The sequence below is a fragment of the Oceanisphaera sp. genome (assembly GCF_048268965.1).
Lineage (GTDB): Bacteria > Pseudomonadota > Gammaproteobacteria > Enterobacterales > Aeromonadaceae > Oceanimonas.
In genome coordinates this window covers 14,149-31,343 of sequence record NZ_JBLWUK010000010.1, presented here as the reverse complement: position 1 = coordinate 31,343, position 17,195 = coordinate 14,149, and the positions used below count along the sequence as shown (strand labels likewise).

The 17,195-nt window shown below is 56.4% G+C and carries 15 protein-coding genes; 7 read left to right on the top strand and 8 right to left on the bottom strand.

What is annotated here, in order from left to right; all coding sequences use genetic code 11:
• Positions 1-191: 191 nt before the first annotated feature.
• Both ACN0VL_RS06755 and sbcD read right to left on the bottom strand, forming a co-directional pair.
• Positions 192-3,614: an SbcC/MukB-like Walker B domain-containing protein gene (locus ACN0VL_RS06755; protein ID WP_417615758.1), complete on the bottom strand. Its 3,423-nt coding sequence runs from the start codon at positions 3,612-3,614 to the stop codon at positions 192-194.
• On the bottom strand, positions 3,611-4,837 hold the full coding sequence (gene sbcD, locus ACN0VL_RS06750) for an exonuclease subunit SbcD (protein ID WP_417615756.1): 1,227 nt from the start codon (positions 4,835-4,837) through the stop codon (positions 3,611-3,613). The genes ACN0VL_RS06755 and sbcD overlap by 4 nt, the downstream gene beginning before the upstream one ends.
• 251 nt (positions 4,838-5,088) lie before the next feature.
• Here sbcD and ACN0VL_RS06745 point away from each other — a divergent pair, with 251 nt between their 5' ends.
• Positions 5,089-6,000 carry a DMT family transporter gene (locus tag ACN0VL_RS06745; RefSeq protein ID WP_417615754.1) on the top strand — a complete coding sequence of 304 codons (912 nt, stop codon included), beginning with the start codon at positions 5,089-5,091 and terminating at the stop codon, positions 5,998-6,000.
• 77 nt (positions 6,001-6,077) lie between these two features.
• On the opposite strand, the gene ACN0VL_RS06740 is transcribed toward ACN0VL_RS06745, so the two are convergent.
• A complete protein-coding gene (locus tag ACN0VL_RS06740; protein WP_417615752.1) occupies positions 6,078-6,695 on the bottom strand; it encodes a glutathione S-transferase family protein in 618 nt (205 codons plus the stop codon).
• A 165-nt stretch (positions 6,696-6,860) separates the two neighbouring features.
• Positions 6,861-7,385 (bottom strand): MarR family winged helix-turn-helix transcriptional regulator, encoded by a 525-nt coding sequence (locus tag ACN0VL_RS06735; protein WP_417615750.1) that lies wholly within the window; start codon positions 7,383-7,385, stop codon positions 6,861-6,863.
• A 306-nt stretch (positions 7,386-7,691) separates the two neighbouring features.
• Here ACN0VL_RS06735 and ACN0VL_RS06730 point away from each other — a divergent pair, with 306 nt between their 5' ends.
• Positions 7,692-8,069 carry a c-type cytochrome gene (locus ACN0VL_RS06730; RefSeq protein ID WP_417615852.1) on the top strand — a complete coding sequence of 126 codons (378 nt, stop codon included), beginning with the start codon at positions 7,692-7,694 and terminating at the stop codon, positions 8,067-8,069.
• Between the two features lie 105 nt (positions 8,070-8,174).
• On the opposite strand, the gene rep is transcribed toward ACN0VL_RS06730, so the two are convergent.
• Positions 8,175-10,193 carry a DNA helicase Rep gene (gene rep / locus ACN0VL_RS06725; RefSeq protein WP_417615748.1) on the bottom strand — a complete coding sequence of 673 codons (2,019 nt, stop codon included), beginning with the start codon at positions 10,191-10,193 and terminating at the stop codon, positions 8,175-8,177.
• A gap of 258 nt (positions 10,194-10,451) precedes the next feature.
• On the opposite strand from rep, the gene ACN0VL_RS06720 reads away from it, so the two are divergent.
• Both ACN0VL_RS06720 and ACN0VL_RS06715 read left to right on the top strand, forming a co-directional pair.
• Positions 10,452-11,666, top strand: coding sequence for an aminotransferase class V-fold PLP-dependent enzyme (locus tag ACN0VL_RS06720; RefSeq protein ID WP_417615746.1), 1,215 nt, complete (start codon positions 10,452-10,454; stop codon positions 11,664-11,666).
• Positions 11,666-12,097, top strand: a complete 432-nt coding sequence (locus ACN0VL_RS06715) for a SufE family protein (RefSeq protein ID WP_417615744.1) — start codon at positions 11,666-11,668, stop codon at positions 12,095-12,097. The genes ACN0VL_RS06720 and ACN0VL_RS06715 overlap by 1 nt, the downstream gene beginning before the upstream one ends.
• Positions 12,098-12,210: 113 nt before the next feature.
• Here ACN0VL_RS06715 and tcdA read toward each other — a convergent pair whose 3' ends face one another.
• Both tcdA and ilvC read right to left on the bottom strand, forming a co-directional pair.
• The gene (gene tcdA, locus ACN0VL_RS06710) at positions 12,211-13,005 is read right to left on the bottom strand and encodes a tRNA cyclic N6-threonylcarbamoyladenosine(37) synthase TcdA (protein WP_417615742.1); all 795 of its coding nucleotides are present in this window, start codon (positions 13,003-13,005) and stop codon (positions 12,211-12,213) included.
• A 346-nt stretch (positions 13,006-13,351) separates the two neighbouring features.
• A complete protein-coding gene (ilvC, locus tag ACN0VL_RS06705) occupies positions 13,352-14,839 on the bottom strand; it encodes a ketol-acid reductoisomerase (RefSeq protein ID WP_417615740.1) in 1,488 nt (495 codons plus the stop codon).
• A gap of 149 nt (positions 14,840-14,988) precedes the next feature.
• Here ilvC and ilvY point away from each other — a divergent pair, with 149 nt between their 5' ends.
• The 3 genes from ilvY (at position 14,989) to ACN0VL_RS06690 (ending at position 16,467) form a co-directional block, all read left to right on the top strand.
• A complete protein-coding gene (ilvY, locus tag ACN0VL_RS06700) occupies positions 14,989-15,873 on the top strand; it encodes an HTH-type transcriptional activator IlvY (protein WP_417615738.1) in 885 nt (294 codons plus the stop codon).
• A gap of 155 nt (positions 15,874-16,028) precedes the next feature.
• Positions 16,029-16,295 carry a ubiquinone biosynthesis accessory factor UbiK gene (gene ubiK, locus ACN0VL_RS06695; RefSeq protein WP_417615736.1) on the top strand — a complete coding sequence of 89 codons (267 nt, stop codon included), beginning with the start codon at positions 16,029-16,031 and terminating at the stop codon, positions 16,293-16,295.
• On the top strand, positions 16,282-16,467 hold the full coding sequence (locus ACN0VL_RS06690; protein WP_417615854.1) for a hypothetical protein: 186 nt from the start codon (positions 16,282-16,284) through the stop codon (positions 16,465-16,467). Before ubiK ends, ACN0VL_RS06690 begins: the two co-directional genes overlap by 14 nt.
• A 29-nt stretch (positions 16,468-16,496) precedes the next feature.
• On the opposite strand, the gene fre is transcribed toward ACN0VL_RS06690, so the two are convergent.
• Positions 16,497-17,195, bottom strand: coding sequence for an NAD(P)H-flavin reductase (fre, locus tag ACN0VL_RS06685; RefSeq protein WP_417615734.1), 699 nt, complete (start codon positions 17,193-17,195; stop codon positions 16,497-16,499).

Below are 17,195 nucleotides of genomic sequence, written 5' to 3'. Positions count from 1 at the left end.
ACCAAAAACCGGAGCCAGGCTCCGGTTTTTTATGTCTGCTCCGCCGACCATCCGCGCCAGGGATGGCGCGGTTTGAGCCTACAGGGAGGTATTCACGGCGAGTCGGAGGAGGAGTGCCCTCTGCCTGACTACACCACTAAGATCAAAAATAGTTGTAACTAAGAGACAGGCTTCAAGCTTTCTGCTTTCTTTCACAGCGCAAACTCTGGCGCCAGTCGGCTTAAGCCCAAACCCTGGCTCTTGCTGAGTTTGATTTGCACCGGCACTCGCTCTTTTAATGCATCTATGTGGCTGATCACGCCAATCATTTTGCCGCTGGCATTCAAGGCATCCAGGGCGTCCAGAGCAACCTCTAATGTTTCTGCATCCAGGGTGCCGAAGCCTTCATCCAGGAATAATGAATCGATGCGCGTCTTGCTGCTCACCAGATCCGATAGCGCCAGCGCCAATGCCAGACTCACCAGAAAGCTTTCGCCGCCCGACAGGGTTTGCGTATCGCGCGCCACATCGGCCTGCCAGGTATCTATCACGGACAATTCCAGCTCGCCGCCGCTCTTGCGCGCCAGCTGATAACGGCCATGCAGGCGAACCAGTCGCTGGTTGGCCAGTTGCACCAGATACTCCAGGGTCAGCCCCTGGGCAAAGCGTCGATACTTGGCACCATCGGCGGAGCCGATCAAGTGGTTGAGCTGCTCCCACAACTGCAGCTGTTGTTGCTGCGCAGCCATGTCATCAAACAGTGCCTGCTGGCGCTGCCGGCGCTCGGCGTCGGCGGTCAGGCTGGCGCGCCAGCCACCAATCTGCTGCTGAATCTGGCTGAGCTCGCTTTGTAGTTGCTGCACCTGTGCCTGTAAAGCCTGCTCATCGGCGGGGTCGATGGAGCCCAGTTGCGCAGTCACCTCTTGCTGTTGCCGCTGTGCCTGTTCGAGCAGGGTATTGGCCTTGTGCAATTCCTGCTCCAGCTGCTGTTGTTGCTGTGCCAATTGCGCTTGTTCGGTGTCACTCAACAGCGCGGCTAAAAAATCTGCTTCATCAATAAAGGGGCTGGCGGCCAGCGCCTCAAGCCAGGCTTGTTGCTGAGTATCAAGCTCACCGCTTTGCTCCGCGGCTTGCTGTTGCAGCGCCTGCAGCCGAGCCGTTTTCTGCTGTAATTGTTCTGTTAGCGCTGGCCACCGCTCTGCCAGCTGAACCAAGGCGGCGTGGGGGTCGGCGACGGCGTTCAGTGCAGGCTGGTCGGCCAATGCAAACGTCCGCCAGCGACTCTGCCACTGGCTTTGTTCGGCCTCGGCCTGCTGTTGCCGAACCACAAGTTGCTGCTGCTCCCCCTGCAGTTGCTGCACTCGGGTCTGTTGCTCTTGCCACTGTCGCCACGCCTGTTCACGCTCCGCCAGCCAGGTGTGCCAGTCTGACGGAGCCGGCCAATTCAGCGCCTGCAGCGAGGCGACCAGTGCTGTTTCTTGTTGCTGCAATAACTGCTGTTGCTGATGGACCTGCTGCTGTAGCTGCTCGACCCGCTCGGTCAGCGACTGCCGTTGTTGTGCCTGCAAACTGTGTTGATGCTGCACCCCGGTCAGGGTCTGCTCGGCTTGCTGGCGTTGCTGTTGCGCCTGCTGCACCCGCTCTTGCTGTTGCTCTATGGCCGAGAGTTGTTGCTCCAGGGTCTGCAGATGCCGCTGACGCTGAGCAATCGCCTGCTGCTGCGCCTCCCGATCTTCCGTCTCGATCGCCAACTGGGCCAGCCAGCCTTGTATCTGTTCGCTAAGCGCTGCCATGTCCTGGGTTAGCTGTTGTAACTGCCGCTCGGCTTGCTGCTGCTCCGCCTGCTGATTGGCAAACGCCTGGTTAAGTTGCAGGCCTTGCTGCTCCAGCTCGGTCCGTTGTTGCTGCTTGTCTGCCAGACTGCGCGCCGTGGCATCATCCAGTGCTTGATAGGCTGCAATGGCGGGGTGGGTTTCACTGCCACAAAGCGGACAGGCTTCGTCTGGTTGCAACCTGGCTCTGTGTTGTTCCAGGGCGCGAATGCGTTGTTCTTGTTCCAGCAGTTTTTCTTTATCGCGGATCTGCTCTTGCAGCAGCTTATAGTCGGCCCGGGACTGCTTGAGCTGTTGATCTAATTGCGCCAGCATGGGTTGCTGAGCCGTTAGCTGCTGCTGTAATGTTTGGTGTGCCGCTTGCAGTTTGGCCAGCTGCGGCCAACTGTACAATAACTGCCCCCACACTGGTTGCTGCTGCCTGAGGCTCTGCACCTGTTGGCGTAAACTAACCTGTGACTGCCCCGCCAGTACTTGTTCCAGCCGCTGTTGCTGTTGCACCTCGGCAGTGCTGGCCCGTTCAAGCTCGCGCCGGGCGGCATCGGCCTGCTGTTGCGACTGCTGCTGTTGCTGAGTAAGGGCCTCCGCTTGTGTTTGGAGCTGCTTCAGCTCCTGACTCAACTTATCGAGCGCCCCCTGTTCTTTCTTTTGCCCGCTAATTTGGGCGCGCCAGCTCGCCAGATGCTCCCCCAGTCGCTCGGCGGCCGGATTGCTGGCCATATCGTGCTTAAGCCGGGCCAGTTCTTCGTTCAATCGCTGTTGTGTCTGATTGAGCTGCTGCACCCCTTGCTCGCTCAGCTGCACCCCTTGCCAGCACGCACCTTGACTCTGTTTGGTTAGCTGCTGCTGTTCGTGTTGCAACTGATCAAGCTGTTGATTCAGTTGCTGCTGTCGGGCCTGAAGCTGCTTCCGCTGTGCCCACGCCGGCTGCAAACGGCTGGCGGGTAGCGCACGCGCCAACCGGGTACGTTGCGGCTCGCCGGCCTGCCAGGCTTGCTCGGCCGCCTGCTGCTGTTGCTGGGCGCCCCGGGTTTGCGCCGTGGCCTGCTGGTAGGCCGCTATTTGCGACAGGCTGGCTTGAGCCTGCTGCAAGACCGTATTTTTTTGCTGCAACTCGGCTTCGGCGCCATCAATCCCGGCCTGCATCTGCTGGCGCTGTTCGTCATCGAGCAACTCCATTCCCTGGGCTCGCGCTTGCAACCGGGACAGCTCGCCTTGCTGTTCGCGTGTCTGTTCAAACACACGCTTCGACAAGTGAGCGTAAATGTCGGTGCCGGTCAGCTCTTCAAGCAACTCGGCGCGCTCGTTGGCATTGGCGTGTAAAAAAGCGGCAAAGCCGCCCTGGGCCAGCAACATCGACTTGGTAAAGCGGCCAAAGTCCAGGCCGCTGAGTTCTTCCGTCAGGCGCAGCTTGTCGTTGATTTTGGTGGTCAGTATGGTGCCATCCAGCTTGGCCAGCTCTACCTTGGGCGCTTGCAGCTTGCCGTCTATTTTGTCCCGCGCACGACGCTGACTCCAGAAAGCACGATAACCCTGGCCCTTGATGTCGAATTCCACTTCCGCCAGGCAATCGGCGGTGTGGCGGGTCATCAACTCGTTACCGCTGGCCGACACCGACTTCATGCGCGGTGTTTCGTGGTACAACGCCAGGCAAATGGCATCGAGCAGCGTGGTTTTACCGGCTCCCGTCGGCCCGACGATGGCAAACAGGCCATTGTCACAAAATGGCGGCAGGGTAAAATCAATTTTCCACTCCCCTTTCAGGGAGTTCAGGTTTTTTAGCCGCAAGCTCAGGATCTTCATGCATCTTGCTCCAGATTCGCCAACAAGGTTTGATACAAATCGTTCAGCGCCTGTTCGCGTTCTACAGGCAAGGATTCAGATGCGAGCCGATGGACAAAGACCTCGGAGGGGGTCATTTCGCTCAAGGTGACACCCGAGTCGGCGGTCAAACCGTCGTGCTGCGCCGTGCGCTGGCGGCGTACCAGCAGGATCTCCAGCGCCAGCCCCTCGGCCAACTGCTCGACTCTGGGTTGCAGGTCACTTAAATAGTCATCTTCAACCACCGTGACTTCCAGCCACACCGGCTGCGTGTGTTCCGCCGCCACCCCTTGTTCTGCCACCTCCTGCATGGCCACTGCCAGCTGCGCCAGGTTACCCTTTACTCTGGCCATGGGCTGAAACACCGGAACCGGCAGCGGGGTCACCGCCTCCAGGCCATCCGGGTTTAGATCCACCAGCAGCACCTGCTTTTGCTGGCCAACCTCGTCGAAGCTCAAGGCGATGGGCGAGCCGCAATAACGAATATGCTCATGGCCGCCCACTTTTTGCGTTCGGTGAATATGGCCCAGCGCGATATAGTCCGCCGGCGGAAAGGCACTGGCAGGAAAAGCATCCAGAGTGCCAATATAGATTTCACGCACCGAGTCACTGCTGCTGGCGCCGACCGTGGTGAGATGACCGGTGGCAATAATAGGCAAAGGGCGACCATGGGCTTGCCGACGCTGCTCGGCCTGGGCAAATAATTGCTGATAATGCTCGGCAATGGCCTGCTGCAGGGTGTGCTGCTTGTCGGCGGCACTTTGTCCCGACTCGCTGGCCATCACCTCCCGGGCGCGAATAAAGGGCACGGCACACAAGACGGCTCCAGGCTCACCGGCACTATTGTGCAGCGTTATCACCTGATGTTCGGCATCGGCCAGCACCCCCGGGATCACCTGCACATTCAGGCACTCCAGCAAACTACGCGACTCGTTCAGCATGGCTACTGAGTCATGATTACCGCCCAGTATCACCAGTTGGGCACCCGTTTGCTGCAATTCGACGATAAAGCCGTTATACAGCTCGCGGGCATAACTGGGCGGGGTGCCGGTATCAAACACATCGCCCGCCACCAATACCGCATCTACGGCTTGCTCTTGCACCTGCTCCACCAGCCAGCGCAAAAAGGCCTGATGCTCTTCAAGGCGGGTTTTACCCATAAAGTGCTGGCCAAGATGCCAGTCGGAGGTGTGCAATATGCGCATAGTGACTCTTGTGATTAACCGCGAAGGTCATTATTAAACCCGCTAACACCACGGCTGGCAAATGCCTTGTATAGATGTGAGGGGGGAGGCGTAAGGGGTGAGGGGGGAGGCGTAAGGGGTGAGGGGTGAGGAGTGTTTGGTTTGTTCCTCTTCCCCATTACCCTTCACTGATGTTTGATGTTTCATTTTTTCCCTTCACCCATTACTCTTCACCCTTCACGCTTTACCGGCCCCTGTGGATTATTTTTCTTATGACTGCCTTTTCTTATGACTACCTGGCTCTGGCTGCGGCGGCTTGCTGGGCCGTGGCCAGCCTCTTGTCGGCCAATGCCGCGCGTCACCTGGGGGCGTTTTCCTTTTCGCGGTGGCGCATGTTTTGTGTCAGCCTCATGCTGTGGGCCATGGCGCTGTTCACCGGTGGCTGGAGCAGTTTAAACAGTCATAGCCTGAGTATCATGGCCATTTCCGGCCTGATCGGGATTTTTATCGGCGATACGGCGCTGTTTGCCGCCATGAATCGTTTGGGCCCGCGCCGTGCCGGCGTGCTGTTTGCCACCCATGCGCTGTTTTCCGCCCTGCTGGCCTATGTCATTTTTGGCGAGATCATTGCCGGCTGGACCCTGGTGGGCTGCCTGTTATTGGTCGGTGGTGTGATGACGGCTATTTTCATGGGCAGACGCGCCAATGAAACCCATGTTTGGGAGCAAGACAACGGTCGACCCTGGCCCGGTATTGCCCTGGGCCTGTTGGCGGCCTTATGTCAGTCGGTGGCCACCTTGATGGTGAAACCGGTCATGATGGATGAGCTGGCTGCGGTCGACCCCGTATCCGCCTCGGCGGTGCGCATGAGCACCGCTTTTCTGGCCCACCTGGCACTGCTGTGGGGCGGCTGGTCGGTGGCTAAATCCCAGCAACGCATCAACTGGCCGATTTTTGGCATGGTAGCCATGAATGCCTTTTTGGCCATGGGGGTGGGTATGACCTTGATCTTGCTGGCCTTGCGTCATGGCGAGGTTGGCATGGTGGCCATGCTGAGTTCGGTCAGCCCGGTGCTGGTGCTGCCCCTGCTCTGGCTGCTGATGAAACGGCGCCCAGCCACTGGGGCCTGGCTGGGCGCCGCAGTGACTGTGTTGGGTACGATATTAATCGTCGCTCGACATTAAGCGACATAGCGCCATCAGCTGGCTGTAAGCAATCAGCCTGACAGGGCAGCTGATCGCTTACAGCTGACGGCTTACCGCTATGTTAATCCTTCTACTGCCATCACCTTTTGTACCCCTGGGTCGGCTTTCATGTCGGCAAAGTGGCGCGCCACATTCGGATAGTCACGCAGCCCCTCAGGCAGCACCTTGGTCGCCCAGTAGCAATATACAAAGGCGCTGGCATCAATAATGCCCAGCTCGTCTTCCAAATAATAGTCACGGCTGGCCAAATGCATATCCATGCGCTTCAGCAAGGGCGCAACCTGTGCCGGCACCGCCGCCTTGATGGCCTTTTTTGCTTCGGGGCTGGTATCCGTTGTGTATTTCTCCGGATTAAAATACGGGGCGAATGCCCGGTATAAATCGGCGCTAAAGAAGCTCAGCCAATAGTCACACTGACAATTCATGACCGGGTCATCACCCGGCCCCAGATGCAGCCCTTCGGGCAATCGGGACAAATAGCGTAAAATGGCGCTGTTTTGATACAGGGAGCCCATTTCTTCGGTGAACAACACAGGCACGGTGGCCAGGTAGTTAACATTGAAAAATTCCGGGTCTCGCGTATCCACCGACTCCAGCTCGTAGGGCAAGCCCAGCCATTCAAGTACGATGTGAGCAGCGAGAGAACAAGTTCCAGGCCGGTAATATAACTTCATTCAACAATCTCCTAGGTGGCCCCTGGGCCGCTCGGTCAACCTTCACGCTTGGCTACCCGGCGCCCCTTTGGATACGACTCGCTTGATTATCAGCAGAAAATCGATCATTTGCGATGTTATGGCGGCGACTTTATCCTGCTAACGTGATGAAAGTTGAAGTGTGTCTCAGTCTTCTATCGCGACCAGCATCTTTTTCAACAAAGCGGCGACCTGCTGCTGCTCATCTGACGTCAAGGTGTTGGCCAGCTCAGCCTCCGCCGCCAGGTGGTGCTTGACGGCTTCTTCCAATACCTTGAAACCCTGCTCGGTGAGGGTAACGATAACGCCGCGCCTGTCATGAGCCGCCTGAGCCCGACTGACCAGCCCCCGGCTTTCGAGCCGGTTAATGCGGTTGGTCAGCGCCCCCGAAGAGATAAGCACCAGGGTCTGCAGCTGGTTTGGTGACAACTGAAAGTTCGGCGGGTGACGACGCAGGGCCGCCAGCACATCAAACTCCCCCACGTTCAAATCGTAGTGTGCCAGGTCTTGCAACACCCGGCGGGTAATAAAGTATTCCAGACGCACTATGCGACCAATCACTTCGGTACTGCCCAGCTCGAGCTCGGGACGAACCTGCTGCCACAGACCCACAATCCGGTCTACCTGATCCATCACCTCATCCTGGGCGTGGTTACTAGAAGTATTCTGCATATAGTTATCGTCCATTATTAGTCGACGCTCCGAGACTCTCACTGCCATTTTCACATCAAGAGACCTTGATAATAACATAAAGCATTCTGTTGCTACCCCGGCGGCCTGGCTTGCAGCACCGTAGGGAAACCCGCTTTTTAACCCCCGCCTATCCCAAGGCGGCCGTTTAATGACCGTGATAGTTACGGTATACTCCGCTGGTTTAACAAGATTAATGGAAGTGACTAAGCCAACTGGGAGAAGAAAAAGGTGAGCCTGTTAAAAAACCTGTTGCTGGCCGGTGTTGCCGCTGCCGCGTTAAGTGGTATGGCTTACGCCGCCAATGATATGTCGCCTGAAGCGATTGCCGAACGTACCAAACCGGTAGGAAGCGTTTATACTGCGGCCGATCTGGAAGGTATTGTCGCCACTACCGCCGCTGGCAGCAGCGACGAACCCGCCGCCGCACGCAGCGGAGATGCAGTCTATAACGCTGCCTGCTCTGCCTGCCATGGCACTGGCGCTGCCGGAGCACCGATTAAAGGTGATGCCGACGCCTGGGGACCTCGTATTGCCAAGGGCCGTGACACCCTGCTGAGCCACGCGCTGAATGGCTTTAACGCCATGCCGCCGCGCGGTGCTTGCGGTAACTGCTCGGATGAAGAAATTGCCCACGCCGTTGATTACATGATAGACGCCATCTAAGTAACACGACGACCCTGAGCCATGTTGATAAAAAGCCGCAGCAATGCGGCTTTTTTGTTTTTTATTGGTGAGGAATAAAGCGTGAGGGGTAAGGCTGGAAATGCCTCACGGCTTCTTGCCAAACATGGCCCTTAGATTGGCAACGCTGGCCTGGCCTTTCTGCATGCGTTCGGTTTCGCTGGGGGGCTTGCGGTTATGCTCCCAGTCCAGATCCTGCTGGGGCAGCTCGAGTAAAAAACGGCTCGGCTCGGGGCGTATTTGTTCACCAAACTGACGCCGCTCCCGGCACAGGGTAAAGGTCAGAGCTTGCTGAGCCCGGGTAATACCCACATAGGCCAGGCGGCGTTCTTCCTCGATATTGTCTTCATCTATGCTGCTTTGGTGGGGTAACAGCCCTTCTTCCATGCCCACCATAAACACATAAGGAAACTCCAGCCCCTTGGAAGAATGCAGGGTCATCAGCTGCACCTGCTCACCGTCGTCTTCGTCTTCTCCCCGCTCCATCATGTCGCGCAAGGTCAAGCGAATCACCACTTCCCCCAGCGTCAGTGGCTCCTCCAGCTCGGATCCTTCCAGCATCTGACTGACCCACTTGAACAGGGTAGACACGTTTTGCATGCGCATTTCGGCGGCTCTGGGGCTGGGCGAACTCTCGTACAGCCATTCTTCGTAGTGAATGTCTTTGATCATGTCGCGCACCGCTTCCAGCGCGTTGCCCCGTGCCGCTTCCTCGCCACGGCGCACCAACCAGTTGCTGAAGGCACGAACCGACGCCAGACCTCGACCATCCAGGGTTTGCTCCAGCCCCAGTTCGAAACTGGCGGCAAACAGGCTTTTCCCCCTGTTATTGGCGTAGGTACCCAGCTTTTCCAGGCTGGTCGGCCCAATTTCCCGACGTGGCGTATTCACAACGCGCAGGAAGGCGTTATCGTCGTCGGCGTTCACCAACAAACGCAGGTACGCCATTATGTCTTTGATTTCGGTGCGAGAGAAAAACGAAGTCCCACCGCTGATCTTGTACGGAATGCGGTTGGTCATCAGCTGCTTTTCCAGCATGCGCGACTGATGATTACCCCGGTAGAGAATGGCGTATTCGCCGAATTTACCGCCGTTCATGAACTTGTGGCCCATGATTTCGGCCACCACCCTCTCGGCTTCATGCTCTTCATTCTTGGCAAACAGCACCCGTATCGGTGCCGCATAATCCATTTCGGAGAACAGCTTTTTTTCAAACACATGAGGATTATTGGCAATCAGGATGTTGGCACACTGCAATATTTGCCCGCGCGAACGATAATTCTGCTCCAGCATGATCACCTTGAGCTGGGGGTAATCTTCTTTCAACAACACCAGATTTTGTGGTCGCGCCCCACGCCAGGAGTAAATCGACTGATCATCGTCACCCACCACGGTAAAGCGCGCCCGCTCGCCGGCCAGCAGCTTGACCAGTTCATACTGACTGGTGTTGGTATCTTGATATTCATCGACCAGCAAGTAGCGAATCTTGTTTTGCCAGAACTGCCGTACCTCGCTGTTGGTTTTCAGCAGCAAGGTGGGCATCAGGATCAGATCGTCAAAATCCAGCGCGTTGTAGGCCTTCATCTGCCGCTGATAACGGGCATAACACTCGGCAAACAGCACCTGTTCGGGATCGTTCGCCAGCCTGGCCGCCCGTGCCGGCAACACCAGATCGTTTTTCCAGTTGGAAATGGTGCCGATCAAGCGGCTCAGTGCATCTTTGTCGCCGTCCAGCTCCTGCTCGGTTAGATCCTTTAACAGCGCCAGCTGATCCTGATCGTCAAACAGCGAGAAGCCCGCCTTTAAATTCAGCGTTTTGTGCTCGCGACGAATAATATCCAGCCCCAAGGTATGAAAGGTCGACACCATCAGGCCCCGGGCTTCACTTTTGCCCAGGGTTTGTGACACCCGCTCTTTCATTTCGCGGGCCGCCTTGTTGGTAAAGGTAACGGCGGCGATGTTTCGCGCCTTATAGTCACACTTTCGCACCAGATAGGCGATTTTATTGGTAATAACCCGCGTCTTGCCACTGCCGGCGCCCGCCAGCACCAGGCAAGGGCCACCTATATAATGCACGGCTTCGTCTTGGGCTGGATTCAGTTTCATAGGGGCATTCCGACAGTTGAACAGGAGCCGTATTCTAACGGTTGCCGCCTCTGGGTTAAAGGTGAAGCGCTTGCGAAGGGGAAAGGGTTGGCGTTAACGCAGCTTATTGCGCTTCATTCGTGCTCAGCTCGCGGCCAACGTGCAGCGGATTTGAATATTTGGCCTTATCTCGTCCTCTTTACCCTTTACTCTTCACCCTTAACCGCACATGATCCTGACAGCGCTTCTTTAATCGACACTGACATAAACGATATTGCCATGGCTCTCGATATACACACTCTTAGACTCGACTTTCCTGCTCTGGCCCAGTCCGTGAATGGCCATCCGCTGGTGTACCTGGATAACGCCGCCACCACACAAAAGCCACAAGGCGTGCTGGATGCGCTCAACCACTATTATCAGAGCCAAAATGCCAATGTGCATCGTGCCGCTCACGCCTTGAGCGGGCAGGCCACCCACGCCTTTGAGGCTGCGCGCTCCAAGGTCGCCCGTTTTATTCATGCTCCCGATGCCAAACACATTATCTGGACCCGCGGCACCACGGAAGCCATCAACCTGGTGGCGTACAGCTTTGGCATGCACAGCCTTAAGGCCGGCGATGAAATTTTACTGTCGACCCTGGAGCATCACGCCAACATAGTGCCCTGGCAGCAAGTCGCCGCCGCCACCGGTGCCATCATCAAGGTGATCCCGCTGACCGAACATGCCGAGCTGGACCTGACGGCCGCCGCGGCGCTGTTTTCAACCCGCACCAGGTTGCTGGCCATTAGCCAGGTATCTAATGCCCTGGGCGTGATCAACCCCATTAAAGAGCTGATTGCCCTCGCCAAGCAAGTCGGCGCCCTTACTCTGGTGGATGGTGCACAGGCGGTGGGGCATTTTCCGGTAGATGTACAGGCGCTGGACTGCGACTTTTATGTGTTTTCCGGGCACAAGATGTTTGGCCCCACCGGCATTGGCGTGCTGTACGGCAAGCGCGCCTTGCTGGAACAGATGCCGCCCTGGCAAACCGGCGGGGAGATGATCAGGCAGGTAAGCTTCGAGCACACCAGCTTTGGCGAGCTGCCCTTCAAGTTTGAAGCCGGCACCCCCAATATTGCCGGGGCCATCGGCCTGGGTGCGGCCATCGATTATTTGTCGGGGCTGGATCGCAGCATATTGGCTGAACACGAACAAAGCCTGTTACAACAACTGCTGGCGGGCCTGACCGCCATGCCGGATGTGCATATTATTGGCCGCCCTGCCGCCGGCGCGGTGTCGTTTATAATAGATGATGTGCATCCGCAAGATCTCGCCACCCTGCTCGATATGCAGGGCATAGCGGTGCGCACCGGCCATCATTGCGCCATGCCGCTGATGCAGGCCCTGGGGCTGAGCCAAGGTACTATTCGCGCCTCACTCGCCTTTTATAATACCGCTGACGACATTGCCGCCTTGCTGGCCGGCATCGACAAAGCACGGGAGTTTTTTTAATGCAGCCTTTTGGCCACACCCTTACCGACACCGATATTCGCGCCCTGTTTAATTCGGCCCACGGCTGGGAAGCCCGTTATAAAGAGCTGATCAAACTGGCCAGGCAATTACCCCCCTTGGCTGATGCGGATAAAACCGCGGCCAACGCCATTCATGGTTGTGAAAGTCAGGCCTGGCTGGTGAGTGAGTTGGTGAGGGAGCAGGATGGCACCGAGCGCTGGCAGTTTCACTGCGACTCGGATGCACGCATCGTCAAGGGCCTGATGGCGGTAGTGCTGGCCGCACTCAACAACAAGTCGGCCGCCGACATTCACGCCTTCGACATAGAAGCATACTTTGCCGAGTTACAGCTGCTGCCCCACCTCAGCCCATCGCGAGGCAACGGCTTGCGGGCCGTGGTAGAAGCCATTAAAGAAAGCTGTAAGTCGTAAGTGATGGTGAGGGGTGAGGGGTGAGGGGTGAGGGGTGAGGGGTGAGGGGTGAGGGGTGAGGGGTGAGGTGTAAAACCCCACATCCGCAAACTCGCTGTTTTACGCCTCACTCCTCACTGTTTAGCCTCACGTTCGCTTTTAGCGGCCAGCTTGCTCAGTATCCGGCTGACCATGAAAAAGCCGAAGGTGGCGGTAATGTGAGTAATGGCGCCGAAGCCGGAGGCGCAGTCCATTTTCATGGTGCCATCTAGCTCTGGTTTAGCGTTACAAATACCCCCGCTGCCGTCCGGGTAACGAGGCTGCTCGGTGGAAAACACGCAATCGACGCCAAACTTGCGCTTGGGGTTCTTGCTGAAATGGTGGAAGCGACGAAGATCGCCCCGGACCTTGGCCGCCAACGGATCCTGAATGGTCTTGCTGAGATCGCGGATCATGATCTGGGTGGGATCCGTTTGCCCACCGGCGCCTCCTGCGGTGATCACCGGGATCTTGTTGCGCTTGCAAAAGGCGATCAAGGCCACTTTCGCCTTCACCGAATCGATAGCATCCAGCACATAATCAAAGTCTTGCATCAGGTATTCGGCCTGATTATCGGCGCTGATAAAATCATCCACCACCGTCACCTTGCACTCCGGGTTGATCAGCGCGATCCGCTCGGCCATGGCCAGGGTTTTCTCCTGGCCAATCTGGTTACTGAGTGCATGGATCTGACGATTGGTATTGGTGATGCAGATATCGTCCATATCGATCAGGGTGATGGCCCCAATACCGGATCGCGCCAGTGCTTCTGCCGCCCAGGATCCCACGCCACCAATGCCGATCACACAAATGTGTGCGCGGGCAAAGCGGGCCAGAGCATCGGCCCCGTACAGGCGGGCAATCCCCCCAAAACGCTCGTCAAAACTCATTGTTCACTCCCATGATTAGCGGGCCATTATAACAACCTCACCCCCAATTGGGGACTGATGCCGTCCGCTTGGCCAGATTTTAATCTTGAACCTCAGAGGCAGTATCAAAGCCGTACCGAATCCTCTTTATGCAAAAGATGGACACGAGTTTGTCGGCTAACGCTCTAGCAGCTAGCTCCGTTTCAGCGGGATTTTAAAATCATCCTGCTAACGCAGGACCAGCAGCTAAAGCGCTGGACTACAGGATACGGTGCTTATCTGTGACTGACAGCTGACAGCTGACCCCTCACGATCAAAAAGGGAGGCCGAAGCCTCCCTTTTATATCGCTTTGTTTAGTATCAGCGATTAACCGCCAACGGCGATGTTTTTCATGTCGGTCATGTAAGAACGCAGTGTCTTACCGATAGTCTCAACCGGGTGATTGCGAATCGCTTCGTTCACGTCAATCAGACGACGGTTATCAACGGAGTTGGACTCAACCTCGAAAGGCTTGCCAATAACGTTGGTGCTCACGTTAGGCATGAACTTCTCACGCAGCAAAGGTACCGCGGCGTTGGCGAACAGGTAGTTACCGTACTCGGCAGTATCGGAAATAACCACGTTCATTTCGTACAGACGCTTACGGGCAACTGTGTTGGCGATCAATGGCAGCTCGTGCAGTGACTCGTAGTAAGCAGACTCATCGATGATACCGGAAGCGGTCATGGCTTCAAACGCCAGCTCAACACCGGCTTTAACCATGGCTACCAGCAAAATAGCGTTGTCGAAGTACTCTTGCTCATCAATAACGACGTCGGTCGCGGGGTACTGTTCGAAGCTGGTGTCGGCAGTCTCTTCACGCCAGGTCAGCAGATCTTTGTCGTCGTTTGCCCAGTCGGCCATCATGCCGGCAGAGAAGTTGCCCTGAATGATGTCATCCATATGCTTGTTGAACAGCGGACGCATCAGGTCTTTCAGCTCTTCGGACAGGTCAAACGCCTTGATTTTAGCCGGGTTGGACAGACGGTCCATCATGTTGGTGATGCCGCCCTGCTTCAGTGCTTCGGTAATGGTTTCCCAACCGAACTGGATCAGCTTGCCCGCATAACCGGCGTCGATACCGTCGGCAATCATTTTTTCGTGCGCCAAAATGGCACCGGCCTGCAGCATGCCACACAGAATGGTCTGCTCGCCCATCAGGTCAGACTTCACTTCGGCAACGAAAGAAGACTCGAGTACACCGGCACGGTCGCCACCAGTGGCAGATGCCCACGCCTTGGCGATGGCCAGGCCTTCACCTTTGGCATCGTTTTCCGGGTGTACGGCAATCAGAGTCGGTACGCCGAAGCCACGCTTGTATTCTTCACGTACTTCGGTGCCCGGGCACTTGGGCGCCACCATCACTACCGTGATGTCGTCACGGATCTGCATGCCTTCTTCAACAATGTTGAAGCCATGAGAGTAACCCAGAGCCGCGCCTTCTTTCATCAGCGGCATAACGGCGTTAACGGCAGAAGTGTGCTGCTTGTCCGGAGTCAGGTTCATGACCAGGTCGGCAGTCGGGATCAACTCTTCATAGGTGCCCACTTTAAAGCCGTTTTCGGTCGCCTGCTTGAACGACTGACGCTGTTCGGCAATGGCTTCTGCACGCAGTGCATAGGCAATGTCCAGACCAGAATCACGCATGTTCAGGCCCTGGTTCAGGCCCTGAGCGCCACAACCTACAATAACCACCTTTTTGCCCTTCAGGTAGTTACAGCCATCGGCAAACTCGTTGCGATGCATAAAGCGGCACTTGCCAAGCTGCTCAAGCTGCTGGCGCAAATTCAAGGTATTGAAGTAATTGTTAGCCATGAGTGATCTTCCTATTAATCCGTTTAATGTAAATTCCTGCACCGTTTGCGGTGACTACCCAGTTACTATACCTCAGGCTTCTCATTGCTTAAAATGATATATTCGGAATAGAGTATTTCATTTTATGAAACGTCAGCCAGTGGAGCCCCATGGACTTTCGCCACCTCGAACTCTTCGTACACCTCAGCCAAAGCCTGCACTTTGGCCACACCGCCGATGTCATGGCGGTCAGCCCCTCTACCCTGAGCCGCGCCATTCAACGGCTGGAGCAGGATACGGGTTGCGAACTGCTGGTGCGGGATAATCGCAGCGTCACACTGACGCCAGCGGGTGCCCAGCTGCAGCAGTTTGCCCTGCGCTGGCTGGCGGATTGGCAGCACCTTAAGCAGGAGCTAAAGCATGGTGATAATAATTTGCAGGGACGCTTACGGGTGTTTTGCTCGGTCACCGCCAGCTACTTTTTACTACCCGGTATTCTAGAGCGTTTTCGCAGCCGTTATCCCCGGCTGGAAATCCGGCTCGAAACCGGCGATCCGGCGCTGGCCATCGACAAGATACTGGGCGATGAAAGCGAGCTGGCCATCGCCGCCCGGCCCGACGCCCTGCCGGCCAAGGTACATTTTATTAACCTGCAAACCGTGCCCATGGTGTTTATTGCACCGACCAGCCCGGGTCCGGTCAGCGAATTGCTGGAACAACGGCCACTGGACTGGCAAAAACTGCCGGTGATCCTGTCCGAGCAAGGCGTCGCCAGAAAGCGGGCCAACCAGTGGTTCAAGGCCAAAGGCATCAGCCCCAATATTTATGCCGAGGTCGCAGGTAACGAGGCCATCATCGGCATGGTGGCGCTGGGCTTTGGCATTGGCGTGGTGCCCAGGGTGGTCATCGATCACAGCCCCATGGGGGACAAGGTGCGGGTACTGGCCGCCAGCCCGGCGCTCAAGTCGATTGAAGTGGGGGTGTGTTTACTGAAAAAGCGGCTGGACGACCCGCTGATCCTGGCCTTCCAGCAGACTGCATTAGAACCAGTGTAAGAAAAGCTATACGCCTGACGCTGTACGCCGTAAGTTAAAGATGAACATCGTCTTGTGTGACGTACGACGTATCGCGTAAAGCGTACAGCTGCCCGAAAGGCTGACGCGGTCGGCCATTTAAGGCTAAAATGCCGCCATAGCCCAAGGAGATCATCATGTTAGACCCTAAAAAACTGGAAGACATCGCCAAACAGATTCAGAACAGCTTGCCCAGCGGCATAAAAAATATGGGTGAAGAAGCAGAAAAACGCATTCGTACCGTATTACAGGCACAGTTGGGAAAACTGGATATGGTGACGCGAGAGGAGTTTGATATACAAACCAAGGTACTGTTGCGCACCCGTGAAAAGCTCAATGAAATGGAAACCAAGCTGGCACTGCTGGAACGTAAGCTGACCGATGATCAGGATGAACGAGGCTGAGTTAGCCGAACAGGTGAGGCGGGCTTGCTTGCGGGCGGCACTGGCGGCTTATGAAGAAGGTGGCCTGCTGGGCTTGTGCCAGCAAGGCCGCTTCGAGCTTGCCATGGATGCCATCAAGGCCCTGGATCTCGCATCCTTGACCCAGGAGCAGCCGGCAAGCCTGAAGAAATAGGGAAGCTTGCTTCCCTATTGCTATCGAGTTTAGATAAACTCGTAGGCATCGCCAAATAGCTGATCCGGCTCTATGCCCTTCTCTTTAAAGGCTTCTCGTGCCACACCCGCCATTTCGAAACGACCGGCAATATAGACGTCATATCCAGACAGGCTGGTAAAGTCCGCCATCACAGCCTCGTGCACCAGGCCGGTGCGACCTTGCCAGTGCTCATCGCCGTTCTGCAATACCGGCACATAGGTCAGCTCTTTATGCTCGGCAGCCCAGGCTTTCATCTCCTGGTCGGCATACAGGTGATCCTCATGGCGCACGCCCCAATACAAAAAGACCGGCTTGTGTAAACCGTTGGCCAGCATTTGCTGCAAAATGGAGCGGGCATAAGCAAAACCGGTACCGCCGGCGATCAGGATCACCGGATGGTGGGATTCTTCGCGCAGGTGAGCCTTGCCTGCCGGCAGCTGCACCTCAATCTGCCCCTGATCCTGCATACGCTTTAGCACCTGCATCGCATAGGTGTTGTCGGGAGTGGCACCAATGTGCATTTCCAGCAGGCCTTCGTCATTCATGGTATTGGCAATGGAAAAAGGACGTTTGTCGTCTTCTGCCATTACCACCAGTAAATACTGGCCAGGAAGAAAATCCACGGGTACTTCAGGCTTTAACCGTACATACCACAGGGTATCGGCCATTTCTTCCAGGGCTTCCACACTACATGTTACTTTCTGCAT

Coding starts and splice junctions, on each gene's coding strand:
- ACN0VL_RS06720 (WP_417615746.1), top strand. CDS start 10,452: ATGGCTCTCGATATACACACTCTTAGACTCGACTTTCCTGCTCTGGCC.
- rep (WP_417615748.1), bottom strand. CDS start 10,193: ATGAAACTGAATCCAGCCCAAGACGAAGCCGTGCATTATATAGGTGGC.
- ACN0VL_RS06745 (WP_417615754.1), top strand. CDS start 5,089: ATGACTGCCTTTTCTTATGACTACCTGGCTCTGGCTGCGGCGGCTTGC.
- ubiK (WP_417615736.1), top strand. CDS start 16,029: ATGTTAGACCCTAAAAAACTGGAAGACATCGCCAAACAGATTCAGAAC.
- ACN0VL_RS06740 (WP_417615752.1), bottom strand. CDS start 6,695: ATGAAGTTATATTACCGGCCTGGAACTTGTTCTCTCGCTGCTCACATC.
- fre (WP_417615734.1), bottom strand. CDS start 17,195: ATGCAGAAAGTAACATGTAGTGTGGAAGCCCTGGAAGAAATGGCCGAT.
- ilvC (WP_417615740.1), bottom strand. CDS start 14,839: ATGGCTAACAATTACTTCAATACCTTGAATTTGCGCCAGCAGCTTGAG.
- sbcD (WP_417615756.1), bottom strand. CDS start 4,837: ATGCGCATATTGCACACCTCCGACTGGCATCTTGGCCAGCACTTTATG.
- ACN0VL_RS06755 (WP_417615758.1), bottom strand. CDS start 3,614: ATGAAGATCCTGAGCTTGCGGCTAAAAAACCTGAACTCCCTGAAAGGG.
- tcdA (WP_417615742.1), bottom strand. CDS start 13,005: ATGAGTTTTGACGAGCGTTTTGGGGGGATTGCCCGCCTGTACGGGGCC.
- ACN0VL_RS06690 (WP_417615854.1), top strand. CDS start 16,282: ATGAACGAGGCTGAGTTAGCCGAACAGGTGAGGCGGGCTTGCTTGCGG.
- ACN0VL_RS06735 (WP_417615750.1), bottom strand. CDS start 7,385: ATGCAGAATACTTCTAGTAACCACGCCCAGGATGAGGTGATGGATCAG.
- ACN0VL_RS06715 (WP_417615744.1), top strand. CDS start 11,666: ATGCAGCCTTTTGGCCACACCCTTACCGACACCGATATTCGCGCCCTG.
- ACN0VL_RS06730 (WP_417615852.1), top strand. CDS start 7,692: ATGGCTTACGCCGCCAATGATATGTCGCCTGAAGCGATTGCCGAACGT.
- ilvY (WP_417615738.1), top strand. CDS start 14,989: ATGGACTTTCGCCACCTCGAACTCTTCGTACACCTCAGCCAAAGCCTG.